The 21,907-nt window shown below is 61.3% G+C and carries 24 protein-coding genes, 1 other RNA gene and 1 pseudogene; 16 read left to right on the forward strand and 10 right to left on the reverse strand.

The genetic code is table 11. From position 1 onward, the window contains the following. Positions 1 to 7 precede the first annotated feature (7 nt). The 11 genes and pseudogenes from NKI79_RS19745 (at position 8) to NKI79_RS19795 (ending at position 12,649) form a co-directional block, all read left to right on the forward strand. On the forward strand, positions 8 to 1,009 hold the full coding sequence (locus tag NKI79_RS19745; protein WP_352803578.1) for a 4-hydroxyproline epimerase: 1,002 nt from the start codon (positions 8 to 10) through the stop codon (positions 1,007 to 1,009). A 335-nt stretch (positions 1,010 to 1,344) separates the two neighbouring features. Next, the gene (locus NKI79_RS19750) at positions 1,345 to 2,247 is read left to right on the forward strand and encodes a branched-chain amino acid ABC transporter permease (protein ID WP_254816418.1); all 903 of its coding nucleotides are present in this window, start codon (positions 1,345 to 1,347) and stop codon (positions 2,245 to 2,247) included. A 4-nt stretch (positions 2,248 to 2,251) separates the two neighbouring features. After that, positions 2,252 to 3,880: a high-affinity branched-chain amino acid ABC transporter permease LivM gene (gene livM, locus NKI79_RS19755; protein WP_352751239.1), complete on the forward strand. Its 1,629-nt coding sequence runs from the start codon at positions 2,252 to 2,254 to the stop codon at positions 3,878 to 3,880. Next, positions 3,880 to 5,022, forward strand: a pseudogene (locus NKI79_RS19760) (ABC transporter ATP-binding protein); the annotation flags it as partial. The gene livM and the pseudogene NKI79_RS19760, both read left to right, overlap by 1 nt. 8 nt (positions 5,023 to 5,030) lie before the next feature. After that, positions 5,031 to 5,759 (forward strand): ABC transporter ATP-binding protein, encoded by a 729-nt coding sequence (locus tag NKI79_RS19765; RefSeq protein WP_352504920.1) that lies wholly within the window; start codon positions 5,031 to 5,033, stop codon positions 5,757 to 5,759. A gap of 18 nt (positions 5,760 to 5,777) precedes the next feature. After that, positions 5,778 to 6,125, forward strand: a complete 348-nt coding sequence (locus NKI79_RS19770; RefSeq protein WP_254816421.1) for a DUF6867 family protein — start codon at positions 5,778 to 5,780, stop codon at positions 6,123 to 6,125. A 138-nt stretch (positions 6,126 to 6,263) separates the two neighbouring features. Further along, positions 6,264 to 7,394, forward strand: a complete 1,131-nt coding sequence (locus tag NKI79_RS19775) for a branched-chain amino acid ABC transporter substrate-binding protein (protein WP_254816422.1) — start codon at positions 6,264 to 6,266, stop codon at positions 7,392 to 7,394. A 231-nt stretch (positions 7,395 to 7,625) separates the two neighbouring features. After that, positions 7,626 to 11,084 carry a pyruvate carboxylase gene (gene pyc / locus NKI79_RS19780; RefSeq protein ID WP_352803581.1) on the forward strand — a complete coding sequence of 1,153 codons (3,459 nt, stop codon included), beginning with the start codon at positions 7,626 to 7,628 and terminating at the stop codon, positions 11,082 to 11,084. Between the two features lie 273 nt (positions 11,085 to 11,357). Then, positions 11,358 to 11,618 carry a DUF2312 domain-containing protein gene (locus NKI79_RS19785; RefSeq protein WP_023719653.1) on the forward strand — a complete coding sequence of 87 codons (261 nt, stop codon included), beginning with the start codon at positions 11,358 to 11,360 and terminating at the stop codon, positions 11,616 to 11,618. Positions 11,619 to 11,800: 182 nt separating this feature from the next. Continuing rightward, complete coding sequence (locus NKI79_RS19790) at positions 11,801 to 12,241, forward strand: hypothetical protein (RefSeq protein ID WP_352803584.1); 441 nt, start codon at positions 11,801 to 11,803, stop codon at positions 12,239 to 12,241. A 66-nt stretch (positions 12,242 to 12,307) separates the two neighbouring features. Continuing rightward, positions 12,308 to 12,649, forward strand: coding sequence for a hypothetical protein (locus NKI79_RS19795; RefSeq protein ID WP_352803587.1), 342 nt, complete (start codon positions 12,308 to 12,310; stop codon positions 12,647 to 12,649). Positions 12,650 to 12,652: 3 nt separating this feature from the next. Here NKI79_RS19795 and msrB read toward each other — a convergent pair whose 3' ends face one another. From msrB to NKI79_RS19830, 7 genes are all read right to left on the reverse strand, one after another. Further along, positions 12,653 to 13,057, reverse strand: a complete 405-nt coding sequence (gene msrB, locus NKI79_RS19800) for a peptide-methionine (R)-S-oxide reductase MsrB (protein WP_027152870.1) — start codon at positions 13,055 to 13,057, stop codon at positions 12,653 to 12,655. A gap of 109 nt (positions 13,058 to 13,166) precedes the next feature. Continuing rightward, positions 13,167 to 13,988 (reverse strand): MBL fold metallo-hydrolase, encoded by an 822-nt coding sequence (locus tag NKI79_RS19805; protein WP_352803590.1) that lies wholly within the window; start codon positions 13,986 to 13,988, stop codon positions 13,167 to 13,169. Beyond that, complete coding sequence (locus NKI79_RS19810; protein ID WP_352801646.1) at positions 13,989 to 15,179, reverse strand: vWA domain-containing protein; 1,191 nt, start codon at positions 15,177 to 15,179, stop codon at positions 13,989 to 13,991. Positions 15,180 to 15,188: 9 nt separating this feature from the next. Continuing rightward, a complete protein-coding gene (locus NKI79_RS19815) occupies positions 15,189 to 15,593 on the reverse strand; it encodes a type II toxin-antitoxin system HicB family antitoxin (protein ID WP_352801648.1) in 405 nt (134 codons plus the stop codon). Between the two features lie 9 nt (positions 15,594 to 15,602). Beyond that, on the reverse strand, positions 15,603 to 15,797 hold the full coding sequence (locus NKI79_RS19820) for a type II toxin-antitoxin system HicA family toxin (RefSeq protein WP_352479623.1): 195 nt from the start codon (positions 15,795 to 15,797) through the stop codon (positions 15,603 to 15,605). 61 nt (positions 15,798 to 15,858) lie between these two features. Further along, positions 15,859 to 16,305, reverse strand: a complete 447-nt coding sequence (locus tag NKI79_RS19825) for a GNAT family N-acetyltransferase (protein WP_352479624.1) — start codon at positions 16,303 to 16,305, stop codon at positions 15,859 to 15,861. A gap of 106 nt (positions 16,306 to 16,411) precedes the next feature. Then, complete coding sequence (locus tag NKI79_RS19830; protein ID WP_352801650.1) at positions 16,412 to 17,251, reverse strand: AAA family ATPase; 840 nt, start codon at positions 17,249 to 17,251, stop codon at positions 16,412 to 16,414. 175 nt (positions 17,252 to 17,426) lie between these two features. Between NKI79_RS19830 and ssrS the strand changes: the two genes are divergently transcribed. The 4 genes from ssrS to NKI79_RS19850 all read left to right on the forward strand — a co-directional run bounded on the left by ssrS (position 17,427) and on the right by NKI79_RS19850 (position 20,048). Continuing rightward, a non-coding RNA gene (ssrS, locus tag NKI79_RS19835) (6S RNA) lies at positions 17,427 to 17,582 on the forward strand. A 137-nt stretch (positions 17,583 to 17,719) separates the two neighbouring features. After that, positions 17,720 to 18,307, forward strand: a complete 588-nt coding sequence (locus NKI79_RS19840) for a 5-formyltetrahydrofolate cyclo-ligase (protein WP_352504926.1) — start codon at positions 17,720 to 17,722, stop codon at positions 18,305 to 18,307. 81 nt (positions 18,308 to 18,388) lie between these two features. Further along, the gene (locus NKI79_RS19845; protein WP_023678036.1) at positions 18,389 to 19,213 is read left to right on the forward strand and encodes a TIGR00282 family metallophosphoesterase; all 825 of its coding nucleotides are present in this window, start codon (positions 18,389 to 18,391) and stop codon (positions 19,211 to 19,213) included. 70 nt (positions 19,214 to 19,283) lie between these two features. After that, the gene (locus NKI79_RS19850; protein WP_254816433.1) at positions 19,284 to 20,048 is read left to right on the forward strand and encodes a TerC family protein; all 765 of its coding nucleotides are present in this window, start codon (positions 19,284 to 19,286) and stop codon (positions 20,046 to 20,048) included. A 21-nt stretch (positions 20,049 to 20,069) separates the two neighbouring features. On the opposite strand, the gene NKI79_RS19855 is transcribed toward NKI79_RS19850, so the two are convergent. From NKI79_RS19855 to NKI79_RS19865, 3 genes are read right to left on the reverse strand one after another with little or no spacing between them, the layout of a single operon-like run. Then, entirely contained in the window at positions 20,070 to 20,537 is a 468-nt protein-coding gene (locus tag NKI79_RS19855) for an SRPBCC family protein (RefSeq protein ID WP_352803596.1), read from the reverse strand. Between the two features lie 29 nt (positions 20,538 to 20,566). Next, positions 20,567 to 20,929 carry a VOC family protein gene (locus NKI79_RS19860; RefSeq protein ID WP_352479626.1) on the reverse strand — a complete coding sequence of 121 codons (363 nt, stop codon included), beginning with the start codon at positions 20,927 to 20,929 and terminating at the stop codon, positions 20,567 to 20,569. A gap of 17 nt (positions 20,930 to 20,946) precedes the next feature. Further along, the gene (locus NKI79_RS19865; RefSeq protein WP_254816435.1) at positions 20,947 to 21,429 is read right to left on the reverse strand and encodes an SRPBCC domain-containing protein; all 483 of its coding nucleotides are present in this window, start codon (positions 21,427 to 21,429) and stop codon (positions 20,947 to 20,949) included. 51 nt (positions 21,430 to 21,480) lie between these two features. Here NKI79_RS19865 and NKI79_RS19870 point away from each other — a divergent pair, with 51 nt between their 5' ends. After that, entirely contained in the window at positions 21,481 to 21,804 is a 324-nt protein-coding gene (locus tag NKI79_RS19870) for an ArsR/SmtB family transcription factor (RefSeq protein ID WP_254816436.1), read from the forward strand. Positions 21,805 to 21,907 lie beyond the last annotated feature (103 nt).

The raw sequence follows: 21,907 nt of genomic DNA on the forward strand, positions 1-21,907 counted from the left end.
AGCCGGCATGGCCAAGCATTCCTTCTTCTGCATAGACGGCCACACCTGCGGCAATCCGGTGCGGCTGGTTGCCGGCGGCGGACCGCTGCTCAACGGCTCGACGATGATGGAGCGGCGAGCGCATTTCCTGGCCGAATACGACTGGATCCGCACCGGCCTGATGTTCGAGCCACGCGGCCATGACATGATGTCCGGCTCGATCCTCTATCCGCCGACGCGCGAGGATTGCGACATCGCCATCCTGTTCATCGAAACCTCGGGCTGCCTGCCGATGTGCGGCCACGGCACCATCGGCACGGTGACCTTTGCCGTCGAAAATGGATTGATCAAACCGAAGACGCCGGGCGTGCTCAGGTTGGATACGCCGGCGGGCGTGGTCGTCGCCGAGTACAGCCAAGTCGGCGATTATGTCGAGGAGGTGCGCATCACCAATGTGCCGTCCTTCCTCTATGCCGAGGGACTGACGGTCGAATGCCCCGGGCTCGGCGAGGTCAGCGTCGATGTCGCCTACGGCGGCAATTTCTACGCCATCGTCGAACCGCAAAAGAACTATCGCGACATGGCCGACCATTCGGCCGGCGAGCTGATCGCCTGGAGCCCGGTGGTGCGGCAGCGGCTCAACGAGAAATATTCCTTCGTCCACCCGGAGAATCCGGGCATCGACAAGCTGTCGCACATATTGTGGACCGGCGCGCCGGCCAACCCGCAAGCCGATGCCCGCAACGCCGTCTTCTACGGCGACAAGGCAATCGACCGCTCGCCCTGCGGCACCGGCACCTCGGCGCGGATGGCGCAGCTTCACGCCAAGGGCAAGCTTGGGGTCGGCAACGACTTCGTCCATGAATCGATCATCGGGTCGCTGTTCAAGGGCAGGGTGGAGAAAGAGGTCACCGTCGCCGGCAAGCCGGCAATCATTCCGTCGATCGGCGGGTGGGCGCGGATGACTGGATTGAACACGATCTTCATCGACGACCGCGACCCGTTTGCACACGGCTTCGTCGTCAAATAGAGAAAACGCTGACGCAAGGGAAAGAAAGAGAGCGCAAACGGATTGCCTTCGACGGCGCAACGATCCCGCTCATCAACTTATTTTGACGGCGATTTCTTCGACATGGGGCGCATGCTGCGATTGAATCGTCAAAGACATTGCGTTAGGCCAATGGTAGGGTCCGCGATGGTCCAGGGGGCGGACGGGAACAAAACGGGCAATCGGACGACGTGCGGCGAAAACACGCGTAATGATCGAAAAATCACGTTGCAATCCGGGCTCGAAACTTTACGACTAGGGAAAATACGAAAAGGAATGCGTCTGCATGGGCGACATTCCAGGGGAGCCACGACAGCATGCAATATTTTGTCCAGCAGCTTATCAACGGGCTGACGCTGGGATCGATCTATGGGCTGATAGCGATCGGCTATACGATGGTCTACGGCATCATCGGCATGATCAATTTCGCCCATGGCGACATTTTCATGATCGGCGCTTTCACCGCACTCATCGTTTTCCTTATCCTCGGTGCGTTGTTCTATTCGCTGCCGATCGTCGTTGCGCTGCTGATCATGATGATCGTCGCGATGCTGCTGACCAGCCTGTATAATTGGACGATCGAGAAGGTGGCCTACCGGCCTTTGCGTGGTTCATTCCGGCTGGCGCCGCTGATCACTGCGATCGGCATGTCGATTGCGCTGTCCAATTTCGTCCAGGTGACGCAAGGGCCGCGCAACAAGCCGGTCCCGCCAATGGTGTCCACGGTCTACAACATCGAAGGCATCAGCGTCTCGCTGAAGCAGATCATCATCGTCCTGGTCACCATAGTCCTGCTCGCGGTGTTCTGGTACCTGGTCAACAAGACCTCGCTCGGCCGGGCGCAGCGCGCCTGCGAGCAGGATCGCAAGATGGCCGCACTGCTCGGCGTCGACGTCGATCGCACCATCTCGATCACCTTCATCATGGGCGCCGCCCTCGCCGCCGTCGCCGGCACGTTGTTCCTGATGTATTACGGCGTGGTGGTGTTTTCCGACGGCTTTACGCCCGGTGTGAAGGCGTTTACTGCCGCGGTGCTCGGCGGCATCGGCTCACTGCCCGGCGCCGTGCTCGGCGGGCTGATGATTGGCTTCATCGAAAGCATGTGGTCGGCTTACTTCTCGATCGACTACAAGGACGTCGCCGCCTTCTCCATCCTGGCGATCGTGCTGATCTTCCTGCCTTCCGGCATTCTCGGCCGGCCAGAAGTCGAAAAGGTCTGAGATCATGGCGGTTACCGTGTCTCCGGAAAGCACCGTCGTCGCCACCCCGGTCCAGCGCGCTTTTCGCGAAGCGCTCTATGCCGGCGCCATCTCGCTTGGCCTGTTCGTGCTGTTCATCGGCCTGAAGACCGACCAGAACATCTCCAACGAACTGATCTTGGTGCAGCGCTGGGGCTTGCTCGCCGGCGTCGTGATCGCCACCATGGCCGGACGCTTCCTTTATGTCGCCTATGGCCAGCCCTTCCTGGCGAACCAGAAGATCGTCGACGTCGCCACCGGCCTGCTGCCGGTCAGCCTGGCTTCGCGATTCTTCCGCCTTCCCGCGTTTATCGTGGCGCTCGCCGTCGCCGTTCTTCTGCTCGCGCTCAGCGGCTTCCTGACCGAGGCTTTAGGGCCGGAACTTTCCGATTTTGTGCGGTTCCTGCGGGCACTTGCAATCATCTATGCGCTAGCCTGGCTGATATATCGTTTCCGGGCCTTCATTCATTCTCATTTCTCGGCATTGGGCATAACCGCACTGGCGCTGTACCCGATTATCGTGGTGTTGGTGCTGGCGCTATATGCCGGGTCCATGGCGGCCGGTTTCCAGGGTTCGCTGAAGTATGTCGACAATTTCGGCATCCAGATCCTGATCTACGTGATGCTGGCCTGGGGGTTGAATATTGTTATTGGCTTGGCCGGCCTGCTGGACCTAGGCTATGTCGCCTTCTACGCCGTCGGTGCCTATGCCTATGCGCTGCTCGGCACGCATTACGGCCTTTCCTTCTGGATCCTGCTGCCCGCCGCCGGCCTGATGGCTGCATTCTGGGGCGTGATGCTGGGCTTCCCTGTGTTGCGCCTGCGCGGTGACTATCTGGCGATCGTGACGCTCGCTTTCGGCGAGATCATAAGGCTGGTGATCATCAACTGGCGCGAAGTGACCAACGGCTCGGCCGGGATTTCCGGCATCCCGAAGGTCTCGTTCTTCGGCCTGATGTCGTTCAACGTCTCCGACCCGAACTACATCTCCAAGGTGCTCGGCATCGCGCAGTCCGGTGCCTACTACAAGATCTTCCTCTACTACCTGATCCTTGGACTCTGCCTGCTGACCGCGTTCGTCACGGTGAGGCTCAGGCGCCTGCCGGTCGGCCGCGCCTGGGAAGCGCTGCGCGAGGACGAGATCGCCTGCCGCTCGCTCGGCATCAACACCACCACCACCAAGCTCACGGCCTTTGCCACGGGTGCGATGTTCGGCGGCTTCGCCGGCTCGTTCTTCGCGGCGCGGCAAGGCTTCGTCAGCCCGGAATCCTTCGTCTTCCTGGAATCGGCGATCATCCTTGCCATCGTCGTGCTTGGTGGCATGGGCTCGCTGGTCGGCATTGCCGTCGCCGCCATGGTGATGATCGGCGGCACCGAAATCCTGCGCGAACTGGATTTCCTCAAGACCGGCCTGAGTTGGGGCAACATCAAGGTCATACCCGGGTTCGGCCCCGACTTCACGCCGGAGCTTTATCGCATGCTGTTGTTCGGCATGGCCATGGTCATCGTCATGCTGTGGAAGCCGCGTGGCTTCGTCGGCAGCCGCGAGCCGACAGCCTTCCTCAAGGTGCGCAGGGCGGTGTCCGGGTCCTTCACCAAGGAGGGACACGGCTGATGAACGCGAGCCCCTCCGTGAATGATGCCATCCTGCAGGTCGAGCATCTGTCGATGAAGTTCGGCGGTCTCGTCGCCATCGGCGATTTGTCGTTCCAGGCCAAACGTGGCGAGATCACCGCGCTGATCGGTCCCAACGGCGCCGGCAAGACCACCGTGTTCAATTGCATCACCGGTTTCTACAAACCGTCGGAAGGCATGATCACGCTCAACCGGCGCGACGGCTCGACCTTCCTGCTTGAACGCCTGCCGAACCATGAGATCCCGGCGCGTGCCAAGGTGGCGCGCACCTTCCAGAACATCCGCCTGTTCTCGGGCATGACGCTGCTGGAGAACCTGCTGGTGGCCCAGCACAACAAGCTGATGAAGGCGTCCGGCTATACCATTCTCGGCCTGTTCGGTTATAGCGGATACAGACAGGCTTCGGCGGAATCGGTTGAACTCGCCGAGCACTGGCTGGAGAAGGCCGATCTCGTCGACCGCGCTGACGATCCTGCCGGCGATCTGCCATATGGCGCGCAGCGACGGCTCGAAATTGCTCGCGCCATGTGCACCGGCCCTGAGCTTCTCTGCCTCGACGAGCCGGCCGCCGGCCTTAATCCGAAGGAATCGGCGGCGCTCAATGCGCTGCTGATGGACATCAAGGACAACACCGGCACCTCGATCCTTCTGATCGAGCACGACATGGCGGTGGTCATGCAGATTTCAGACCATGTCGTCGTGCTCGAATACGGGCGCAAGATCTCCGACGGCAACCCGCAATCGGTACGAACCGACCCGCGCGTCATCGCCGCCTATCTCGGCGTCGAAGACGAGGACGTCGAGACGGTACTGACTGAAGTCGGCGACGAGGACGTCATCGAGCAACTGGATACGGGTCCGGATGCTGCGCATGGACCGGGCACATCGTCTTCCTATCTTGCCGGACCGGTGGCCGATACGGTCGGCCATAGCGAGGGCGAACGCGTCACAGTGTCAAAGGGCGCTTCGAAGGCCGGGCAGATCGATGCAAGGTCGAGCGCTGCTGCTGCAAAGTCCGGATCGCCGGCCAAAGCCAAATCGGCCGCGAAATCTTCCACGGCAGAGCCGGGCAAGGCTCCGGCGAAGTCGAAAACTCCCGGCACCTCTAATCGGCGTGGGGGGCGGAAATAATGGCCGGCACAACGCTGCTCGATATCAAGGGCGTCCAGACCTACTACGGCAACATCAGGGCGCTGAACGGCGTCGACGTCACCGTCAAACAGGGCGAGATCGTGGCGCTGATCGGCGCCAACGGCGCCGGCAAATCGACACTGATGATGACTATCTTCGGTGCTCCGCGCGCTCGTGCCGGCACCATCACCTTCGCCGGCACCGATATCACCCAGATGCCAACCCACGAGATCGCGCGCATGCGTATCGCGCAGTCGCCGGAGGGCCGGCGCATCTTTCCGCGCATGACGGTGATGGAAAACCTGCAGATGGGCGCCAGCCTCGACGGTCTCAAGCATTACGACGAGGATGTCGAAAGGGTCTTTACGCTGTTCCCGCGGCTCAAGGAACGCGTCAGCCAACGTGGCGGCACGCTTTCGGGCGGCGAGCAGCAGATGCTATCGATCGGCCGCGCGCTGATGGCAAGGCCGAAGCTGCTCTTGCTGGATGAGCCGTCGCTAGGCCTGGCGCCGCTGATCGTCAAGCAGATATTCGACGCCATTCGCGAGCTGAACCGCACGCAGGGACTGACCGTGTTCCTGGTCGAGCAGAACGCCTTCGGCGCACTGAAGCTCGCCACGCGCGGCTATGTCATGGTCAACGGCAATGTGACGATGAGCGGCACCGGCAAGGAACTGCTCGCCAATCCGGAAGTGCGCGCCGCCTATCTCGAGGGCGGCCATCACTGAGTTTCAGGAGTCTTCATCATGCAGGGCATTCTTTATGAGGAACCCTCGATTTGGCAGTTCTTTTTCGTCACCTGCCTGCTCGGCGGCTGGGCGGCCTGGATGACGGGCAAGGCGTGTGCCCAGACATGGCGCAGCTTCGCCCAGCTATTCGCCTATATGCTGGGGCTCGGCATCGGCGTAAGATTCATCCATCATGCGCTGTTCGGCGGAACGATGTTTTCGCTGCATTACTACGTGGTCGATACCATCGTGCTGATGATATTGGGCTTCATTGGCTACCAATACACGCGCACGAACCAGATGGTAACGCAGTATAATTGGCTTTACGAAAGAGCCTCTCTTTTGAGCTGGAAACCGAAAGGTTGACATTTATCATTAACGGCGTTTCAGGGATGAATCGGCGTGACAAGTGCCTGAAAATCGGCAAAGTACTCTTTCTGCGAGCAAGAGTGGGCATCGCATGAAAGCAACATCCACGCCCACTCGGTAAATGGGAGCGTTTCAATGAAAAAGTCACTTTTGTCCGCCGTCGCACTGACCGCGCTTGTCGCGTTCAGCGGCAACGCGTGGGCTGACATCCTAATCGGCGTTGCCGGTCCGATCACCGGTCCGAATGCAGCGTTCGGTGCCCAGCTTCAGAAGGGTGCCGAACAGGCGGTCGCCGATATCAATGCGGCGGGCGGCGTTCTTGGCCAGCAGCTCAAGCTTGAAGTCGGCGACGACGTCTCCGATCCCAAGCAAGGCATCTCGGTCGCCAACAAGTTCGTCGCCGACGGCGTCAAGTACGTCGATGGCCACTTCAACTCCGGCGTCTCCATCCCGGCATCGGAAGTCTACGCCGAGAACGGCATCCTCGAGATCACGCCGGCCGCGACCAATCCGAAGTTCACCGAACGTGGCATGTGGAACACCTTCCGCACCTGCGGACGCGACGATCAGCAGGGCAAGGTCGCTGGCGACTATCTCGCCGCGAACTTCAAGGATGCCAAGATCGCTGTCATCCATGACAAGACGCCTTATGGCCAGGGCCTCGCCGACGAAACCAAGAAGGCGCTCGCAGCCAACGGCGTGACTGAGGCCATGTATGAAGGCATCAATGTCGGCGACAAGGATTTCTCGGCCCTCATCGCCAAGATGAAGGATGCGGGCGTCTCGGTCGTCTACTATGGTGGCCTGCACACCGAAGCCGGCCTGATCATACGCCAGCTCGCCGACCAGGGCCTCAAGGCAACCTTCATGTCCGGCGACGGCATCGTCTCGAACGAATTGGCCTCGATCGCCGGCGACGCCGTCGAGGGCACGCTGATGACGTTCGCTCCGGATCCGCGCAAGAATCCGAACGCCAAGGAACTCGTCGAGAAGTTCCGTGCGGCCGGCTTCGAGCCTGAGGCTTATACGCTCTACTCCTACGCAGCGATGGAAATCATCGCGGCCGCCATCACCAAGACCGGCTCAGCCGATGACGCTCAGAAGGTAGCCGAGACCATCAAGTCGGCCGGCCCCTGGAAGACTGCGATCGGCGAGATCGGCTACGACGCAAAGGGCGATATCACCCGTCCGGACTACGTCATGTACACCTGGAAGAAGGGTGACGACGGCAAGTACACCTATGTCGAGAACGAACCCGGCAAATAACCGGACGTTGCTACATGAGAATGCCCGGCGCCTCGCGCCGGGCATTTTTTATGAGAGTTCCCGAAAGCCTGGATCGGAACTGCCCAGGCGTTGTCCGGATCGACACGCAATGCGTCAACGCGATAGATCAAACTAAATCGGTTTAATGCTCTTTTCGATTTTGTTTGCACTGCAGCATTTTCGCGCTAATCATGTCCGGCAGTTCCCTTCCCGGCGTCCGGAGCCCTGTCCTTGGCAATCTCGAAGATCCTTGTCGCCAACCGCTCCGAAATAGCCATCCGCGTCTTCCGCGCGGCCAATGAGCTCGGCCTTAAAACCGTGGCGATCTGGGCAGAGGAGGACAAATACTCCCTGCATCGCTTCAAGGCCGACGAAAGTTACCAGGTCGGGCGCGGGCCGCATCTGGCCAGGGATATGGGGCCGATCGAAAGCTATCTGTCGATCGAGGAGGTTATCCGCGTCGCCAGGCTTTCGGGCGCCGACGCCATCCATCCGGGTTACGGGCTGCTCTCGGAGAGCCCGGAATTCGCCGAGGCCTGCGCCAAGGCCGGCATCATCTTCATCGGGCCAAAGCCCGACACGATGCGCAGGCTGGGCAACAAGGTCGCCGCGCGCAATCTCGCGATCGAAGTCGGCGTGCCGGTAATTCCCGCTACCGATCCCTTGCCGGACGACATGGCGGCGGTAAGGGAACTCGCCAGGACGATCGGCTACCCGGTGATGCTCAAGGCATCCTGGGGCGGCGGCGGCCGCGGCATGCGCGCCATCCGCTCCGAGGCCGATCTCGCCCGCGAGGTCATGGAGGGCAAGCGTGAGGCGAAGGCGGCTTTCGGCAAGGACGAGGTCTATCTCGAGAAGCTGATCGAGCGCGCCCGCCATGTCGAGGTGCAGGTGCTGGGCGACCGCCAAGGCAACGCCGTGCACCTGTTCGAGCGCGATTGTTCGATCCAGCGCCGCAACCAGAAGGTCGTCGAGCGGGCGCCGGCGCCGTATCTCGAAATGTCACAACGCGAAGAGCTTTGCGGCTACGCGCTGAGAATTGCGCGCCAAACCGGCTATATCGGCGCCGGCACGGTCGAGTTCCTGCAGGATGCCGACACCGGAAAATTCTATTTCATCGAGGTCAATCCGCGCATCCAGGTCGAGCACACCGTCACCGAACAGGTGACCGGCATCGACATCGTCAAGGCGCAGATCCATATTCTCGACGGCTTTGCCATCGGCACGGCGGAATCGGGCGTGCCGGCGCAAAAGGACATCAGGCTCAACGGTCACGCCCTGCAGTGCCGCATCACCACGGAAGATCCCGAACATAATTTCATCCCCGATTATGGCCGCATCACCGCCTATCGCGGTGCCACCGGCTTCGGCATCCGCCTTGATGGGGGCACCGCCTATTCGGGCGCGGTGATCACCCGCTTCTACGATCCGCTGCTGGAAAAGGTAACAGCGTGGGCGCCGACGCCGGCCGAGACCATCGCCCGCATGAACCGGGCCCTGCGCGAATTCCGCATCCGCGGCGTGGCGACCAATCTCACCTTCCTCGAGGCGATCATCAATCACCGGAGCTTCGCCGACAATTCCTACACCACCAAGTTCATCGACACGACGCCGGAACTGTTCGCCAGCGTGAAACGGCAGGACCGCGCGACCAAGCTGCTCAACTATCTTGCCGATGTTTCGGTCAATGGCCATCCCGAGACGCGCGGCCGGCCGCAGCCAAAGGCCGATGCGGCGCCGCCGGTGGTGCCATATCTCAACGGCAATGTGCCTCAAGGCAGCAAGCAGAAGTTCGACGTGCTCGGGCCGGAGAAATTCGCCGCCTGGATGCGCGAGCAAAAAGAGGTGCTGGTCACCGACACGACAATGCGCGACGGGCACCAATCCTTGCTCGCGACGCGTGTGCGCACCTATGACATCGCCGGAATTGCCGGCACCTATGCGCGTGCTCTGCCGCAGCTTTTGTCGCTCGAATGCTGGGGCGGCGCCACATTCGACGTCGCCATGCGCTTTCTCACCGAGGACCCATGGGAGCGGCTGAGCAAAGTGCGCGAGGCGGCACCCAACCTTCTTCTGCAGATGCTTCTGCGCGGCGCCAATGGCGTTGGCTATACCAACTATCCCGACAACGTCGTCCAGCATTTCGTCCGCCAGGCCGCTGCCGGCGGCATCGACCTGTTTCGCGTCTTCGACTGCCTGAACTGGGTCGAGAACATGCGCGTCGCCATGGATGCGGTCGGCGCCGAGGGCAAGCTGATCGAAGCGGCGATCTGTTATACCGGCGACATACTCGATCCGGCGCGGGCCAAATACGATCTGAAATACTATGTCGGCCTGGCCAGGGAATTGCACGCGGCGGGCGCCCATATCATCGCCGTCAAGGATATGGCCGGGCTTTTGAAACCGGCGGCGGCCCGCGTGCTGTTCAAGGCGCTGCGCGAGGCGACGGACCTGCCGATCCACTTCCACACCCACGATACATCCGGCCTGTCGGCGGCAACCGTGCTGGCGGCGGTGGAGAGCGGCGTCGACGCCATCGACGCGGCGATGGATTCGCTATCGGGCAACACCTCGCAGCCATGCCTGGGTTCGATCGTCGAGGCGCTGAAAGGCACCGAGCGCGACCCGGGTCTCGACCCGCAATGGATCAGGCACATCTCGTTCTACTGGGAGGCGGTGCGCAACCAATATGCAGCCTTCGAAAGCGACCTGAAGGGGCCGGCATCGGAGGTCTATCTGCACGAAATGCCGGGCGGTCAGTTCACCAACCTCAAGGAACAGGCGCGCTCGCTCGGGCTGGAGACACGCTGGCATGAAGTGGCGCAGACCTATCACGACGTCAATCTGATGTTCGGCGACATCGTCAAGGTGACGCCGTCGTCCAAGGTCGTCGGCGACATGGCGCTGATGATGGTCAGCCAGGACCTGACCGTCGCCGATGTCGAGAATCCGGCGCGGGACATCGCCTTCCCGGATTCGGTGGTGTCGATGTTGCGCGGCGATCTCGGCCAGTCACCGGGCGGCTGGCCAAAGTCATTGCAGAAGAAGGTGCTGAAGAGCGAAAAGCCGATCACGGTGCGGCCAGGTTCGCTGCTCAAACCGGCGGACCTCAAGGCGAGTCGCACGGAGGTCGAGGAAAAACTCGAGCGCAAGCTCAGTGAGTTCGAGTTCGCGTCGTGGCTGATGTATCCGAAGGTGTTTTCCGATTTTGCCGCCGCGCAGGAGACCTACGGGCCGGTCAGCGTGCTGCCAACGCCGACCTATTTCTACGGCATGAAGCCGGAAGACGAGATTTTCGTCGATATCGAAAAAGGCAAAACGCTGGTGGTGCGCTGCCTTGCCATGGGCGATGTCGACGAAAAGGGCATGGTCACCGTGTTCTTCGAACTCAACGGGCAGCCGCGCCGGGTGAAGGTGCCGGACCGGGCGCATGGCGCCTCCGCCGCCAAGGTACGGCGCAAGGCGGAGCCGGGCAATGAGGCGCATGTCGGCGCGCCGATGCCGGGCGTCGTCTCGGCGCTTGCGGTCGCTGCCGGCCAGGCGGTAAAGGCCGGTGACGTGCTGCTGTCGATCGAAGCGATGAAAATGGAAACGGCGTTGCATGCCGAACGCGACGGCACCATAGCCGAGGTGCTGGTCAAGGCCGGCGACCAGATCGATGCAAAGGATCTGCTGATCGCATTCGGGTAAGGTGTGTTGAGTTTCAGGTGATGCCGGCCTGTAAACGCCGGCTTCCTGCGCTTCCGGTGCTCACGCACTCAGGTACGCTCCGCTCCGGTTCTCGGCAGCCATCGTTTTCGGCTCGGCCTGACCTGAATCTCAACACACCTTAAGGCGTGCCCAACCCCTTCATGCCGCATCGATAGCACCTTGACCCGCCGCGCCCGGTCGGGCATCGAACCGCTGCAATTCGCCGCTCGGGTTACCCCGAGTCGCGGCGAGAAACGACGCGGAGAGAAGAATATGGCCGACGACATCACCGAGACCAGCCAGACTGTTGCCGCCGGCCAGCTGCGCGCCTTCATCGAACGCATCGAGCGGCTCGAGGAAGAGAAGAAGACGATTGCCGACGACATCAAGGAAGTGTTTGCAGAGGCCAAGGGCACCGGCTTCGACACCAAGGCGATGCGGTCGATCATCCGGCTGCGCAAGAAAGACCAGGCCGAGCGGCAGGAAGAGGAATCCATTCTCGACCTCTACAAGGCCGCGCTTGGAATGGTGTAGAGACTGTCTGGAAATTCTACTCCGGCGGCAATCCGATGGTGTTTTCGGCGCTTCCGATGTTCACGGACCTAAAAGTCCGCTGCGCTCCGGTTCTCGAAACCACCACCATACGACCCGCCAGAGCGAATTTCGAAACAGTCTCGGCAACAGTCTCGGCCTGATGCTGGAGCGAGCATCGAACGATGAGCGAATTCGATTTTGGCGCCCGCCGCGCCTCTGAATTCCGCCAACGCAGCTTCTGGACGCTGTTCGCGGAACGGCATCCGGATGAAAGGGCTCTGCTGGCGAGGCGCGGACCGTGGTTCTGGCAGCGTGGGCTGCCCGACTTCGCATTGGTCATTTCCATGTATGTCGCGCCTGCGCACAATCATGTCGGCGTCTTCTTCGGCCGCAACGAGAAGCTCGGTGCCACGCAAGCCTGGTCGCGGTTGAAGCCGTTTCAGCCGGCCATCGAAGACAGGCTGAAGCTCAGGCCAGAACAAAGTTGCGACGGCCTAGGCATCAATTCGATGTGGCGGGTGAATTGTTTTGCCCAAGACAATTGGCCGGCGATGACCGACTGGCTGGTTACGGAAGCCTCACGTTTCGAGCGCGCGATTGCCGAAGTTCTGGGTCAGGAATAAAGCAGGATTTCCAGACGCAATCCTTAGAACCGCTCTGGTGAGCAGAGCGAGGGAGCCGGTCGATCGATGACGATCATGTCGCGCGTTGCCGCCTTCTTCCGCTCACGCTGGCTGGGCGGCGTGCCGCTCGATCGGCTGTTCTGGCGCGACATGGTCGTTGTCGGCACAGCGATCAACATCGCGTTGTCGGTGGCGGCGCTCATTCTGCTTGGGCTGAAGCTGCCGCTTGCGCTAGTCCTGGCGGTGCATTTCGCGCCGGTGCCCTATAATATCTTCCTGACCTTTGCCGTTTGGCGAACTGCCGGAAAATCGAGTGGCGCCAAGGCCTCGCTGATGACGCTTGGCGCCAAGGCCTCGCTGATGACGCTTGGCGCCACGTTGTGGCTGATCCTGGTGGTTGTGGCCTGACGATCAGGCGGCCGGCTCGAATTTGAGCGCCACGCCGTTGATGCAATAGCGCAGGCCAGTCGGCGGCGGGCCGTCCTCGAAGACGTGGCCGAGATGGCTGCCGCAGCGGGCGCAATGGCACTCGGTACGGACCATGCCGTAGCTGCGGTCGACGGTGGTCTCGACCGAGCCCGGCACGGGATCGTTGAAGCTCGGCCAGCCGGTGCCGCTCTCGAATTTCAGCTTGGATTCAAACAAGGGCTGGTCGCAGCCGACGCAGGAGAAGGTGCCGGCGCGCTTCTCGTGCAGCAGGGCGCAGCTTCCCGGCCGCTCGGTGCCATGGTTGCGCATCACCGCATATTGCTCGGGCGTCAGCCGGGCGCGCCATTCGGCATCGGTGCGGGTAACGGGGTAGGTGTGGCTGTCCATTTTTTCCTCTTAGCTTATGTCGCTATTTGGGTTGCCTTCCCAACTTCGCCTGAAATAGGCATTTGTTACGGCGTTCGCTCGTATTTCCTATCCTGCTGCGACGAATTCCTCAGGCGATGGCCGCGAGATAGCGTGCAACCGATGCTGAAAATGCCGCCTTTGCGTCTCCGATGACATTCTGGTTCCACCATGCGCCGTAGATATGGTCGAACGTGAAAGGCTCCAGCGCGGCCTTGATGCCGAGCACTTTCGTCGCGTTGAGCGGGATATAGTTCGGATAGCTGTACATAAAGCTGACATGACGGCGCGTAGGCGTCACCTGCAGGATGTCGCCGGCCAGCATGGCATTGCCGCCGTCGCGCTTCCAGTGCAGCACCTGGCCACCGGCAAAGTGGCCGCCGCAGCGGATGAGCGTCAGCGACGGGTTGATGGCGCGCGTTTCGCCTTCCCAACTGATGATCGCCGGATGCGGCCGCATGATCCACTGACGATCATCGGCGTGCAGATAAATCGGCACGCCGCCAAACGCCTCGCTCCACTCGACCATTGCCGAATAATAATGGCAATGCGAAATGGCGATGGCGGCCAGGCCGCCCCGGCGGTTGATCTCGGCCACCGCCTCGTCGCTGACCATCGAGATGCAGTCCCACAGCACATTGCCGTGCGGCGTTTGCGCCAGCAACGCCCGCTGGCCGATGGCGAAGCGCGGCTCTATGCCGAAGGCGAGCACGCCGGCATCATCCTTGATCACGACCCGATGCCCGCCTGCGAGCTCTTCCGGCGTGATCCAGGCCTGGCCCTCCCAGCGCACATATTGCCGCTCGTCTTCGCAGATCGGGCAATGTTGCGGCGGCGTCGCCGTCGCCGCGAACTGGACACCGCATTGCAGGCAAAGGAAACAGGTCGACCGTCCTGTTTTGCGTGGATCCATTCAGTGCTTCCTTGAAAGTTGCTTCGTCGCGGCTTCGAGGCCGGCGAGCGTCAGCGGAAACATGCGGCCGCCAAAGATATCGCGGATCATGGCAATGGAATGGGTATAGCCCCAGTTCTTCGCGTCTTCCGGATTGAGCCAAATGGCGTTCGGCCATTGCTGCAGCAGCCTGCCGAGCCAGACGGCGCCGGCCTCCTTGTTCCAATGCTCGACCGAGCCGCCGGGATGGGCGATCTCATAGGGGCTCATCGAGGCGTCGCCGACGACGATCACCTTGTAGTCGGGGCCATATTTATGGAGGAGGTCGAAGGTCGGAATCACCTCGGCATGGCGGCGGCGATTATCCTTCCACACGCCTTCGTAGAGGCAGTTGTGGAAGTAGAAATATTCGAGCTGGCGGAATTCGGCGCGGGCGGCCGAAAACAGCTCCTCGACACTCCTGATATGGTCGTCCATCGAGCCGCCGACATCGAAGAACATCAGCAGCTTCACGGCATTGCGACGTTCGGGTTGTGTCTTGACGTCAAGATAACCGTGCTCGGCGGTGGCGTGGATGGTGCCAGGCAGGTCGAATTCCTCTTCGGCGCCTTCGCGCACCCAGCGGCGCAAGCGCTTCAGCGCGACCTTGATGTTGCGGGTGCCGAGTTCGACGGCGTCATCGAAATTCCTGAACTCGCGCCTGTCCCAGACTTTTGCCGCACGGCGGTTGCGACTTTCATGCTGGCCGATGCGCACGCCTTCGGGATTGTAGCCATAGGCGCCGAAGGGCGAGGTGCCGCCGGTGCCGATCCATTTCGAACCGCCCTGATGCCGGCCCTTTTGCTCCTCCAGTCGTTTCTTCAGCGTCTCCATCAGCTTTTCGAAGCCACCCAGCGCCACGACCAGTTTTTTCTCCTCGTCCGACAGGTGCTTTTCAGCGAGCCTCCGCAGCCATTCCTCCGGGATGTTTTCGACGTCGACCACGTTTTCGCCAGCCAGCGTCTCGACACCTTTGAAGATGTGCGAAAAGACCTGGTCGAAGCGGTCGATGTGGCGCTCGTCCTTCACCAGCGCGGCGCGGGCGAGGTAGTAAAAGCCCTCGACGTCATAGTCGACCAGCCCGGCTTCCAACCCCTCCAGCAGCGACAGATATTCGCGGAGCGAGACCGGAACCCGCGCTGCCTTCAGTTCGAGGAAGAAGGGGATGAACATGGTCCGATTTTATCTGTGTCCCTCGATCTTCTCCCGTGCGGCGCTGGCGATAAAGGCGGAACGCGTCAGACCACGCCGACGCGCTTCTTCGTCGATTGCCGCCAAAAGACCTGCGTCGAGCGACAGATTGGCCCGGACAGGCCGTCCGGAATCGATCAGCACAGGGATCATCACGGCGGATTCACCGGCAGCGCTGTCGACTTCGCCCAGTCGGAGCAGATCTGCCACAGTGCGCGCGGCGGGCAAGGGCAAGTTCTTCGCCATTCGTGTCTCTGCCCATTCGCGAACGGCAGAAGTCGCATCGGCTATCGCCTCTTCGGGACTTGCGCCACCGCCGTGACATCCGGGAAGATCAGGCACCCGCACTCCCCAGACTTCATCTGCGCCGTCAAGAATTCCGACATAGTGCGTCATGATTCGTCCTTAAATCCATCCAGCAAGCCGGGCGATCGACCGCGCAACACCTAGAGATTGTTCGCGATGCCGCGGCACGATAATCATGATCTCCGGCCTTTCCGGATGCTCGTACTTCTCGTGTTTGCCGCCGCCTACGTTCACCCAGCCGTCACGTAAAAGCCTCGTGACAATCTTGCGCGTGTTGGTCTCGATCCGCGGCACTGTCGCCCCTGATCGTGCGCAATATATTGCGCACAGGTGATTATTTCAATCGTTGGCTTCATCAGAGCAGATCATATTCGATAAAGCCGGTCCTGCGCGCCACGTGGTCGTAGAGCTTGCGTGCGGTGGTGTTGGTTTCGTGCGTCATCCAGTAGACGTTCTTGACGCCGATCTTGCCGGCTTCCTGCTTGACCGCTTCGATCAGGGCGGCGCCGACGCCCTTGCCGCGCACATCGGGGTCGGCGAACAGGTCCTGCAGATAACAGTTATTTATCTGCGACCAGCAGGAGCGATGGTAGAGATAGTGCGTCAGGCCGACGGCCTTGCCGTCGAGGGTGGCGACAAAACCCTTTGGCTCGAACTCGCCCGCCGTGAACAGCCGCTTCCAGGTGACGGCGTAAACGTCTTCCGGCAGCTTGGTTTCGTAGAAGGTGAGATAGGCGGTCCACAGACGCCGCCAGTCGGCATGGTCGGATTGCGCAAGCGGGCGGACGGTGATCTCGGTCATTTCATTTCCCTCTGAACTCGGCAACACGAAGCTGCCTTCACGCCTCGCTGGCGGCAACGGTCCAGCGACGGGAAAGCGCTGTCCGGCGGCTTTCGTCGACCGCCCCTCACCCTTGCCGTCTCGCCATGAAGGCCAGGCGCTCGAACAGATGCACGTCCTGTTCGTTCTTCAACAAGGCGCCGTGCAGCTTGGGCAGCGCGTTCTTCGCGTCGGCGCGCAGATCCTCGGGCGCGATGTCGTCGGCAACCAGCAGGCGGATCCAGTCGAGTGCCTCGGAGGTCGACGGCTTCTTCTTGAGGCCCGGCACATCGCGGATTTCATAGAATTGCGTGAGTGCGGCGCGCACCAGGTTCTGCTTGATGCCGGGATAGTGCACGTCGACAATTTTGTGCAGCGTCTCGACGTCGGGAAAGCGGATGTAGTGGAAGAAGCAGCGGCGCAGGAAGGCGTCCGGCAGCTCTTTTTCGTTGTTGGAGGTGATGATGACGATCGGCCGGACGGTGGCGCGGATGGTCTGGCCGGTCTCGTAGACAAAGAACTCCATCCTATCCAGTTCCTGCAACAGATCGTTGGGGAATTCGATATCGGCCTTGTCGATCTCGTCGATCAGAAGCACCACCTTCTTGCCGGCGGCGAAGGCGTCCCACAGCTTGCCGCGCTTGATGTAATTGCGGATGTCGTTGAAGCGCTCGTCGCCGAGCTGACTGTCGCGCAGCCGCGAGACGGCATCATATTCATAGAGGCCCTGCTGCGCCCGGGTGGTCGATTTGACGTGCCATTCGATCAAATCCAGGCCGAGCGCTGCCGCCACCTGACGGGCAAGTTCGGTCTTGCCGGTGCCGGGCTCGCCCTTGACCAGCAATGGCCGCTCAAGCGCGATCGCCGCGTTGACCGCCACCATCAGATCCTTGTCGGCAACATAGGCCGCCGTGCCTTCGAAACGCATTTTTGCTCCCGAGTTCATCGCGCGACCCTAAGGACGCGGCCTTCGCTGTGCAAGGCGTCGCTGGCGAAGCGGGGATCTACCGGCGCGGCCCTCGCCGAGGGGTTCTGCGTCGAATTACGCCTCGAAACATGTCGCCTCTCTGGCGCTTGGTCTGGCGTCAGCCTATATTGGGGATGACGGTCTGCGCTTCCCGGCAGGAGAACATTTTCCCCGGGGCCTTAATGATCCCTAGGGAGCTGTCCCTGGGAAGACCCGTGGGTTTTCTCATACGGCGCCCACCTACTTTGTAGGTTCCCGGGATCGCTCTCTCCACCGGTTGTGTGGATCGTCACCTATCGAAAAGGCCATCTGGCGCATCTTATCGTCGCGCCGCTTTGTGCGGTGCTCACGAACGACAAGTTCGCCCCGCTCCTCCAAAACGTCGCTCGTAAAATTCCATCCAAATCTGACCCTTTCTACCGTCGGCGCATGACATCCCCAAAAGACCTGAAAAAAAATCTCCGCAACCAAGCCCTCGGGCGCCGCGATGCGCTCGACCCTTTCTGGCGTGTGGAGGCAGCACTCGAAATGGCCGAGACGGCGCGCGACCGGATCACGGTCGAGCCGGGCCAGATCGTCTCCGGTTTCTGGCCGATGCGCTCGGAAGTCGACGTCCGGCCGCTGATGTTTGCCCTGCGCGAGAAAGGGGCAAGGCTCTGCCTGCCGGCCATCCTCGACAAGACCACCATCGTTTTTCGCGAACTGGTGCGCGGCGCGCCGATGATCGACATGGGTTTCGGCACAGTCGGGCCGCATGAGGAAGCCGAGGTGCTCGATCCGCAGCTTATGCTGGTGCCGCTTGCCGCCTTCGATGCGCGCGGGCACCGAATCGGGTACGGCGCAGGCTATTACGATCGGGCGATCGGGCGGCTGGCCGACAAGGGCCAGCAGCCGCGGCTGATCGGCATTGCCTTCGACTGCCAGGAGGTGGCCCTGGTGCCGGACGAGCCGCATGACGTGATCATTCCCGAAATACTCACCGAGAGCGGGTTGCGCCGGTTCGCGCCGAAATTGTAGATAAGTTCCTGGACGCATGGTCTTTTCCGAAAGTCATGCAGCTTTTTGCTTCGCTGACCTTCGGTTCGGGATCGCGCTTATATGAGACTTCTCTTCCTCGGCGACATGGTCGGCAAGACAGGACGTACGGCGGTGTGGGAACAACTGCCCGGCCTGATCTCGGATTTCAAACTCGACTTCGTCATCGTCAATGGCGAGAACGCCGCCGGAGGCTTCGGCATCACCGAGGAGATTTTTCGCGAGACGATCTCGGCCGGCGCCGATGTCGTCACCACCGGCAACCATGTCTGGGACCAGCGCGATGCGCTGATTTTCGCGCCGCGCGAAGAGCGCTTCCTGCGCCCGTCCAATTTCCCCAAGGGTACGCCGGGGCGCGGCTCAGGCGTCTATATCGCCAGGAACGGCGCGCGCGTGCTGGTCGCCAACATCATGGGTCGGGTGTTCATGCATCCCGAGCTCGACGATCCGTTCCAGGCCGGCGAGCGCGAACTTGCCGCTTGTCCGCTTGGCGAGCAGGCCGATGCAATCGTCATCGATTTCCATGCCGAGGCGACCTCGGAAAAAATGTGCTTCGCTCATTTCGTCGACGGCCGTGCCAGTCTTGTTGTCGGCACCCACACGCATCAGCCGACCGGCGATCACCAGATTCTCAATGGCGGCACCGGTTATATTTCCGATGCCGGCATGTGCGGCGATTACGATTCCTCGCTCGGCATGGACAAGGAGGAGCCGCTCAACCGGTTCTTGTCCAAGGTGCCGAAGGGCCGCTTCGAGGCGTCGACGGGACCTGCGACATTGTGCGGCGTCGGCGTCGACATTTCCGACCGTAGCGGCCTGACCGAACGGATCGCGCCGTTTCGCCGCGGCCCGCGGCTCGAGGAAACGGCTCCATCCTTCTGGTCGTGACATTGATATAGACGCTTGCAATACCCAATTGCCGGCGAAACTGCTCTAGATCGTAGAGGGGACGACCTCCATGCAGCTAGTCGAATTCCTGGCGCCGCATTTCGCCTTTGTCTCCGACCCGACTGCGTGGGTCGCGCTGCTGACGCTGATCGTGCTGGAGGTCGTGCTTGGCATCGACAATCTGATCTTCATCTCGATCCTGACCAACAAATTGCCGGTAGCGCAGCGGGCCCGCGCCCGGCGGCTCGGCATCTCCGCCGCGCTGGTGATGCGGCTGATCCTGCTGGCCACCATCTCGATCATCGTCCAACTGACGACGCCTATATTCACCGCCTTCGGCCACGGGTTTTCATGGCGCGACCTGATCCTGATCGCCGGCGGCCTGTTTCTCGTCTGGAAGGCGACCAAGGAGATCCACCACACGGTCGATCTCGATGATCACCAGGACACCATGATGGGCGAGACGCTGCAGCTTTCGCTGGCCGGCGCGATTTTCCAGATATTGCTGCTCGACCTCGTCTTCTCGATCGACTCGATCATCACCGCCGTCGGCATGACCGACGAAATCGCGATCATGTACATCGCGGTGATCGTGGCGGTGAGCGTGATGATGCTGGCGGCCGGGCCGCTGGCCGATTTCATCGCCAAGAACCCCAGCATCGTCATGCTGGCGCTGGGTTTCCTGCTGATGATCGGCATGACGCTGATCGCCGACGGCATGGGTTACCATGTGCCGAAAGGCTATATCTACGCCGCCATGGGTTTTTCGGCCCTGGTCGAAGGGCTCAACATGCTGGCGCGGCGGCGGAAGAAGGCAAAGGGCGGCGGGCACTGAGGATGACCCATCGCGGCTGACCTAATGCTCCGGCACGCCTTTCGGATGGCGGTCGCCGATCAGGCCTAGCATCACGCCTTGCTCCAGCCACGCCTTGGCGCCGGCGAGCACCAGCGCAAAACCGCCGGCCGAGTCGATCGCCTGCGTGACCTGCTCATCGCGGCTGCCGACAAAGCCAAAATTGCGGACCTCGACAAAGGTCGTGGCGCCCGGCATCTCGGTAAAGGCCCACACCACCGTGGTCGGCGGATCGCTCCATTGCATGACGATCTTCTTGTTTTCGACGATCTCACTGATATTGACCGTCGTCGAGACGCCATACATGCGCCATTCCCAATGGATTTCCTTGCCGCTGTCCAACCTGTCGCTGCCATGGGTGAACCAGAACTTCGTCGTGATCGCCGGATCGATGAAGGCTTCAAATACGTCGGCGACCGGCCGCCTTATCAGCATGCCGGCTTCGGCGGTCGGTGTTTCGCGGATTTCCATATCGTCCTCCTTTCCACGGTGCCGCCTGTTCACCAGGCATCGGGTTCGCGCACCAGGTGAATGATGTCGGCCGGGTTGGTGATCCAGCCGCCGCGAAAGCCTTCACCCAGTGCCTCGATGGCGTCGCAGCGCACGACACCGGCCTTGGCGAGATGCTCCGCTGCGGCCGGAAAATCATCGGTGAACAGTTCCAGCCAGATCTCGGCCTGGCTCATCATCGGCGCCTCGTCGATCCACAGTCGATTGGGACCGAGTTCGAAGCCGACGGCCGGCGGTTTGGCCGTGAATGGCTTCAGGCCGATGACGTCGCGATAGAAGGCGATCGTTGCCTGGTATTGATGCGGCGGGACTTTCATCGCGATGTTGATGCCGCCGGTGATCTTCGCGGTCATTCTTACTCCATTTGCTCTCAGATGTTGTTCTCATTGGCCGGCTCGCCCTTCATCTCGCTGCGGTAATAGCCGTCGCGCAGATTGATGCCGTATTCGACATAGGCCTTCATGCAGGCCAGCATCTGCGACCAGCCCTCGCAATTGAGGTAGGATTTCTTTAGGCCAACCGCGTCCTCGTGCCAGCCGGTTTCGGCGATGGTGACGAAGGTGCCGCCGTCGTCGAGCGGCTCGAAATTCATCTCGATGCGGGTCTTGTAGGCGGGCTCGCCGTCGGCGTCGGTCGCATCCCAGCGCAGCACGATGCGGCTGTCTTTCTCCACCTTGTCGACCTCCACGGGAACCTTGCCCCACCAGATGACGGTGGCGCCCGCCAGCAGCGGTGCGCTGGCGCCGCCGATCGTGGTGAAGTAGCCGCTGAGCTTCTTCGGATTGACGACCGCATCGAAGACTTCGGCGACGGGTTTGCCGATGCGGCCAGAAACCCTGAATCCAAGAGACATATCCACAGCTCCTTCCTTGAATGCAACGGCATTATGTTATAAAAACATAACATGTCAAGCACGGCGCAGGACGACAATGTTTTCAAGGCGCTGGCGCATCCGCGCCGGCGTGCGTTGCTGGACCGGCTGAAGGATGCGCCGCAGACCACCGGCATGCTGTGCGATGCCTTCCCAGACATGGACCGCTGCACGGTCATGCTGCATCTGAAGGTGCTGGAGGAGGCCGACCTAGTCGTGGTGCGCCGCGAGGGGCGCGAACGCTGGAACCATCTCAACGCGCTGCCGATCAAGCACATCCACGACCGCTGGATCAGTCAATATGCCACGCACGCGATCAGCATCCTCGACCGGCTGAAATCCGATCTTGAGGGATGAAAGGTTGCCGAAGCCTGCCACTTTCGGGCCTTGAGACCCTTGCGTGTCCGACGCAATGGCGCGGCTGGACGAATTGAGCCGATTTATCTATAAGCCGGCCATT

Origin of the sequence: Mesorhizobium sp. M0340, from assembly GCF_040321535.1 — a bacterium.
In the GTDB taxonomy this organism is placed as follows: Bacteria; Pseudomonadota; Alphaproteobacteria; order Rhizobiales; family Rhizobiaceae; genus Mesorhizobium.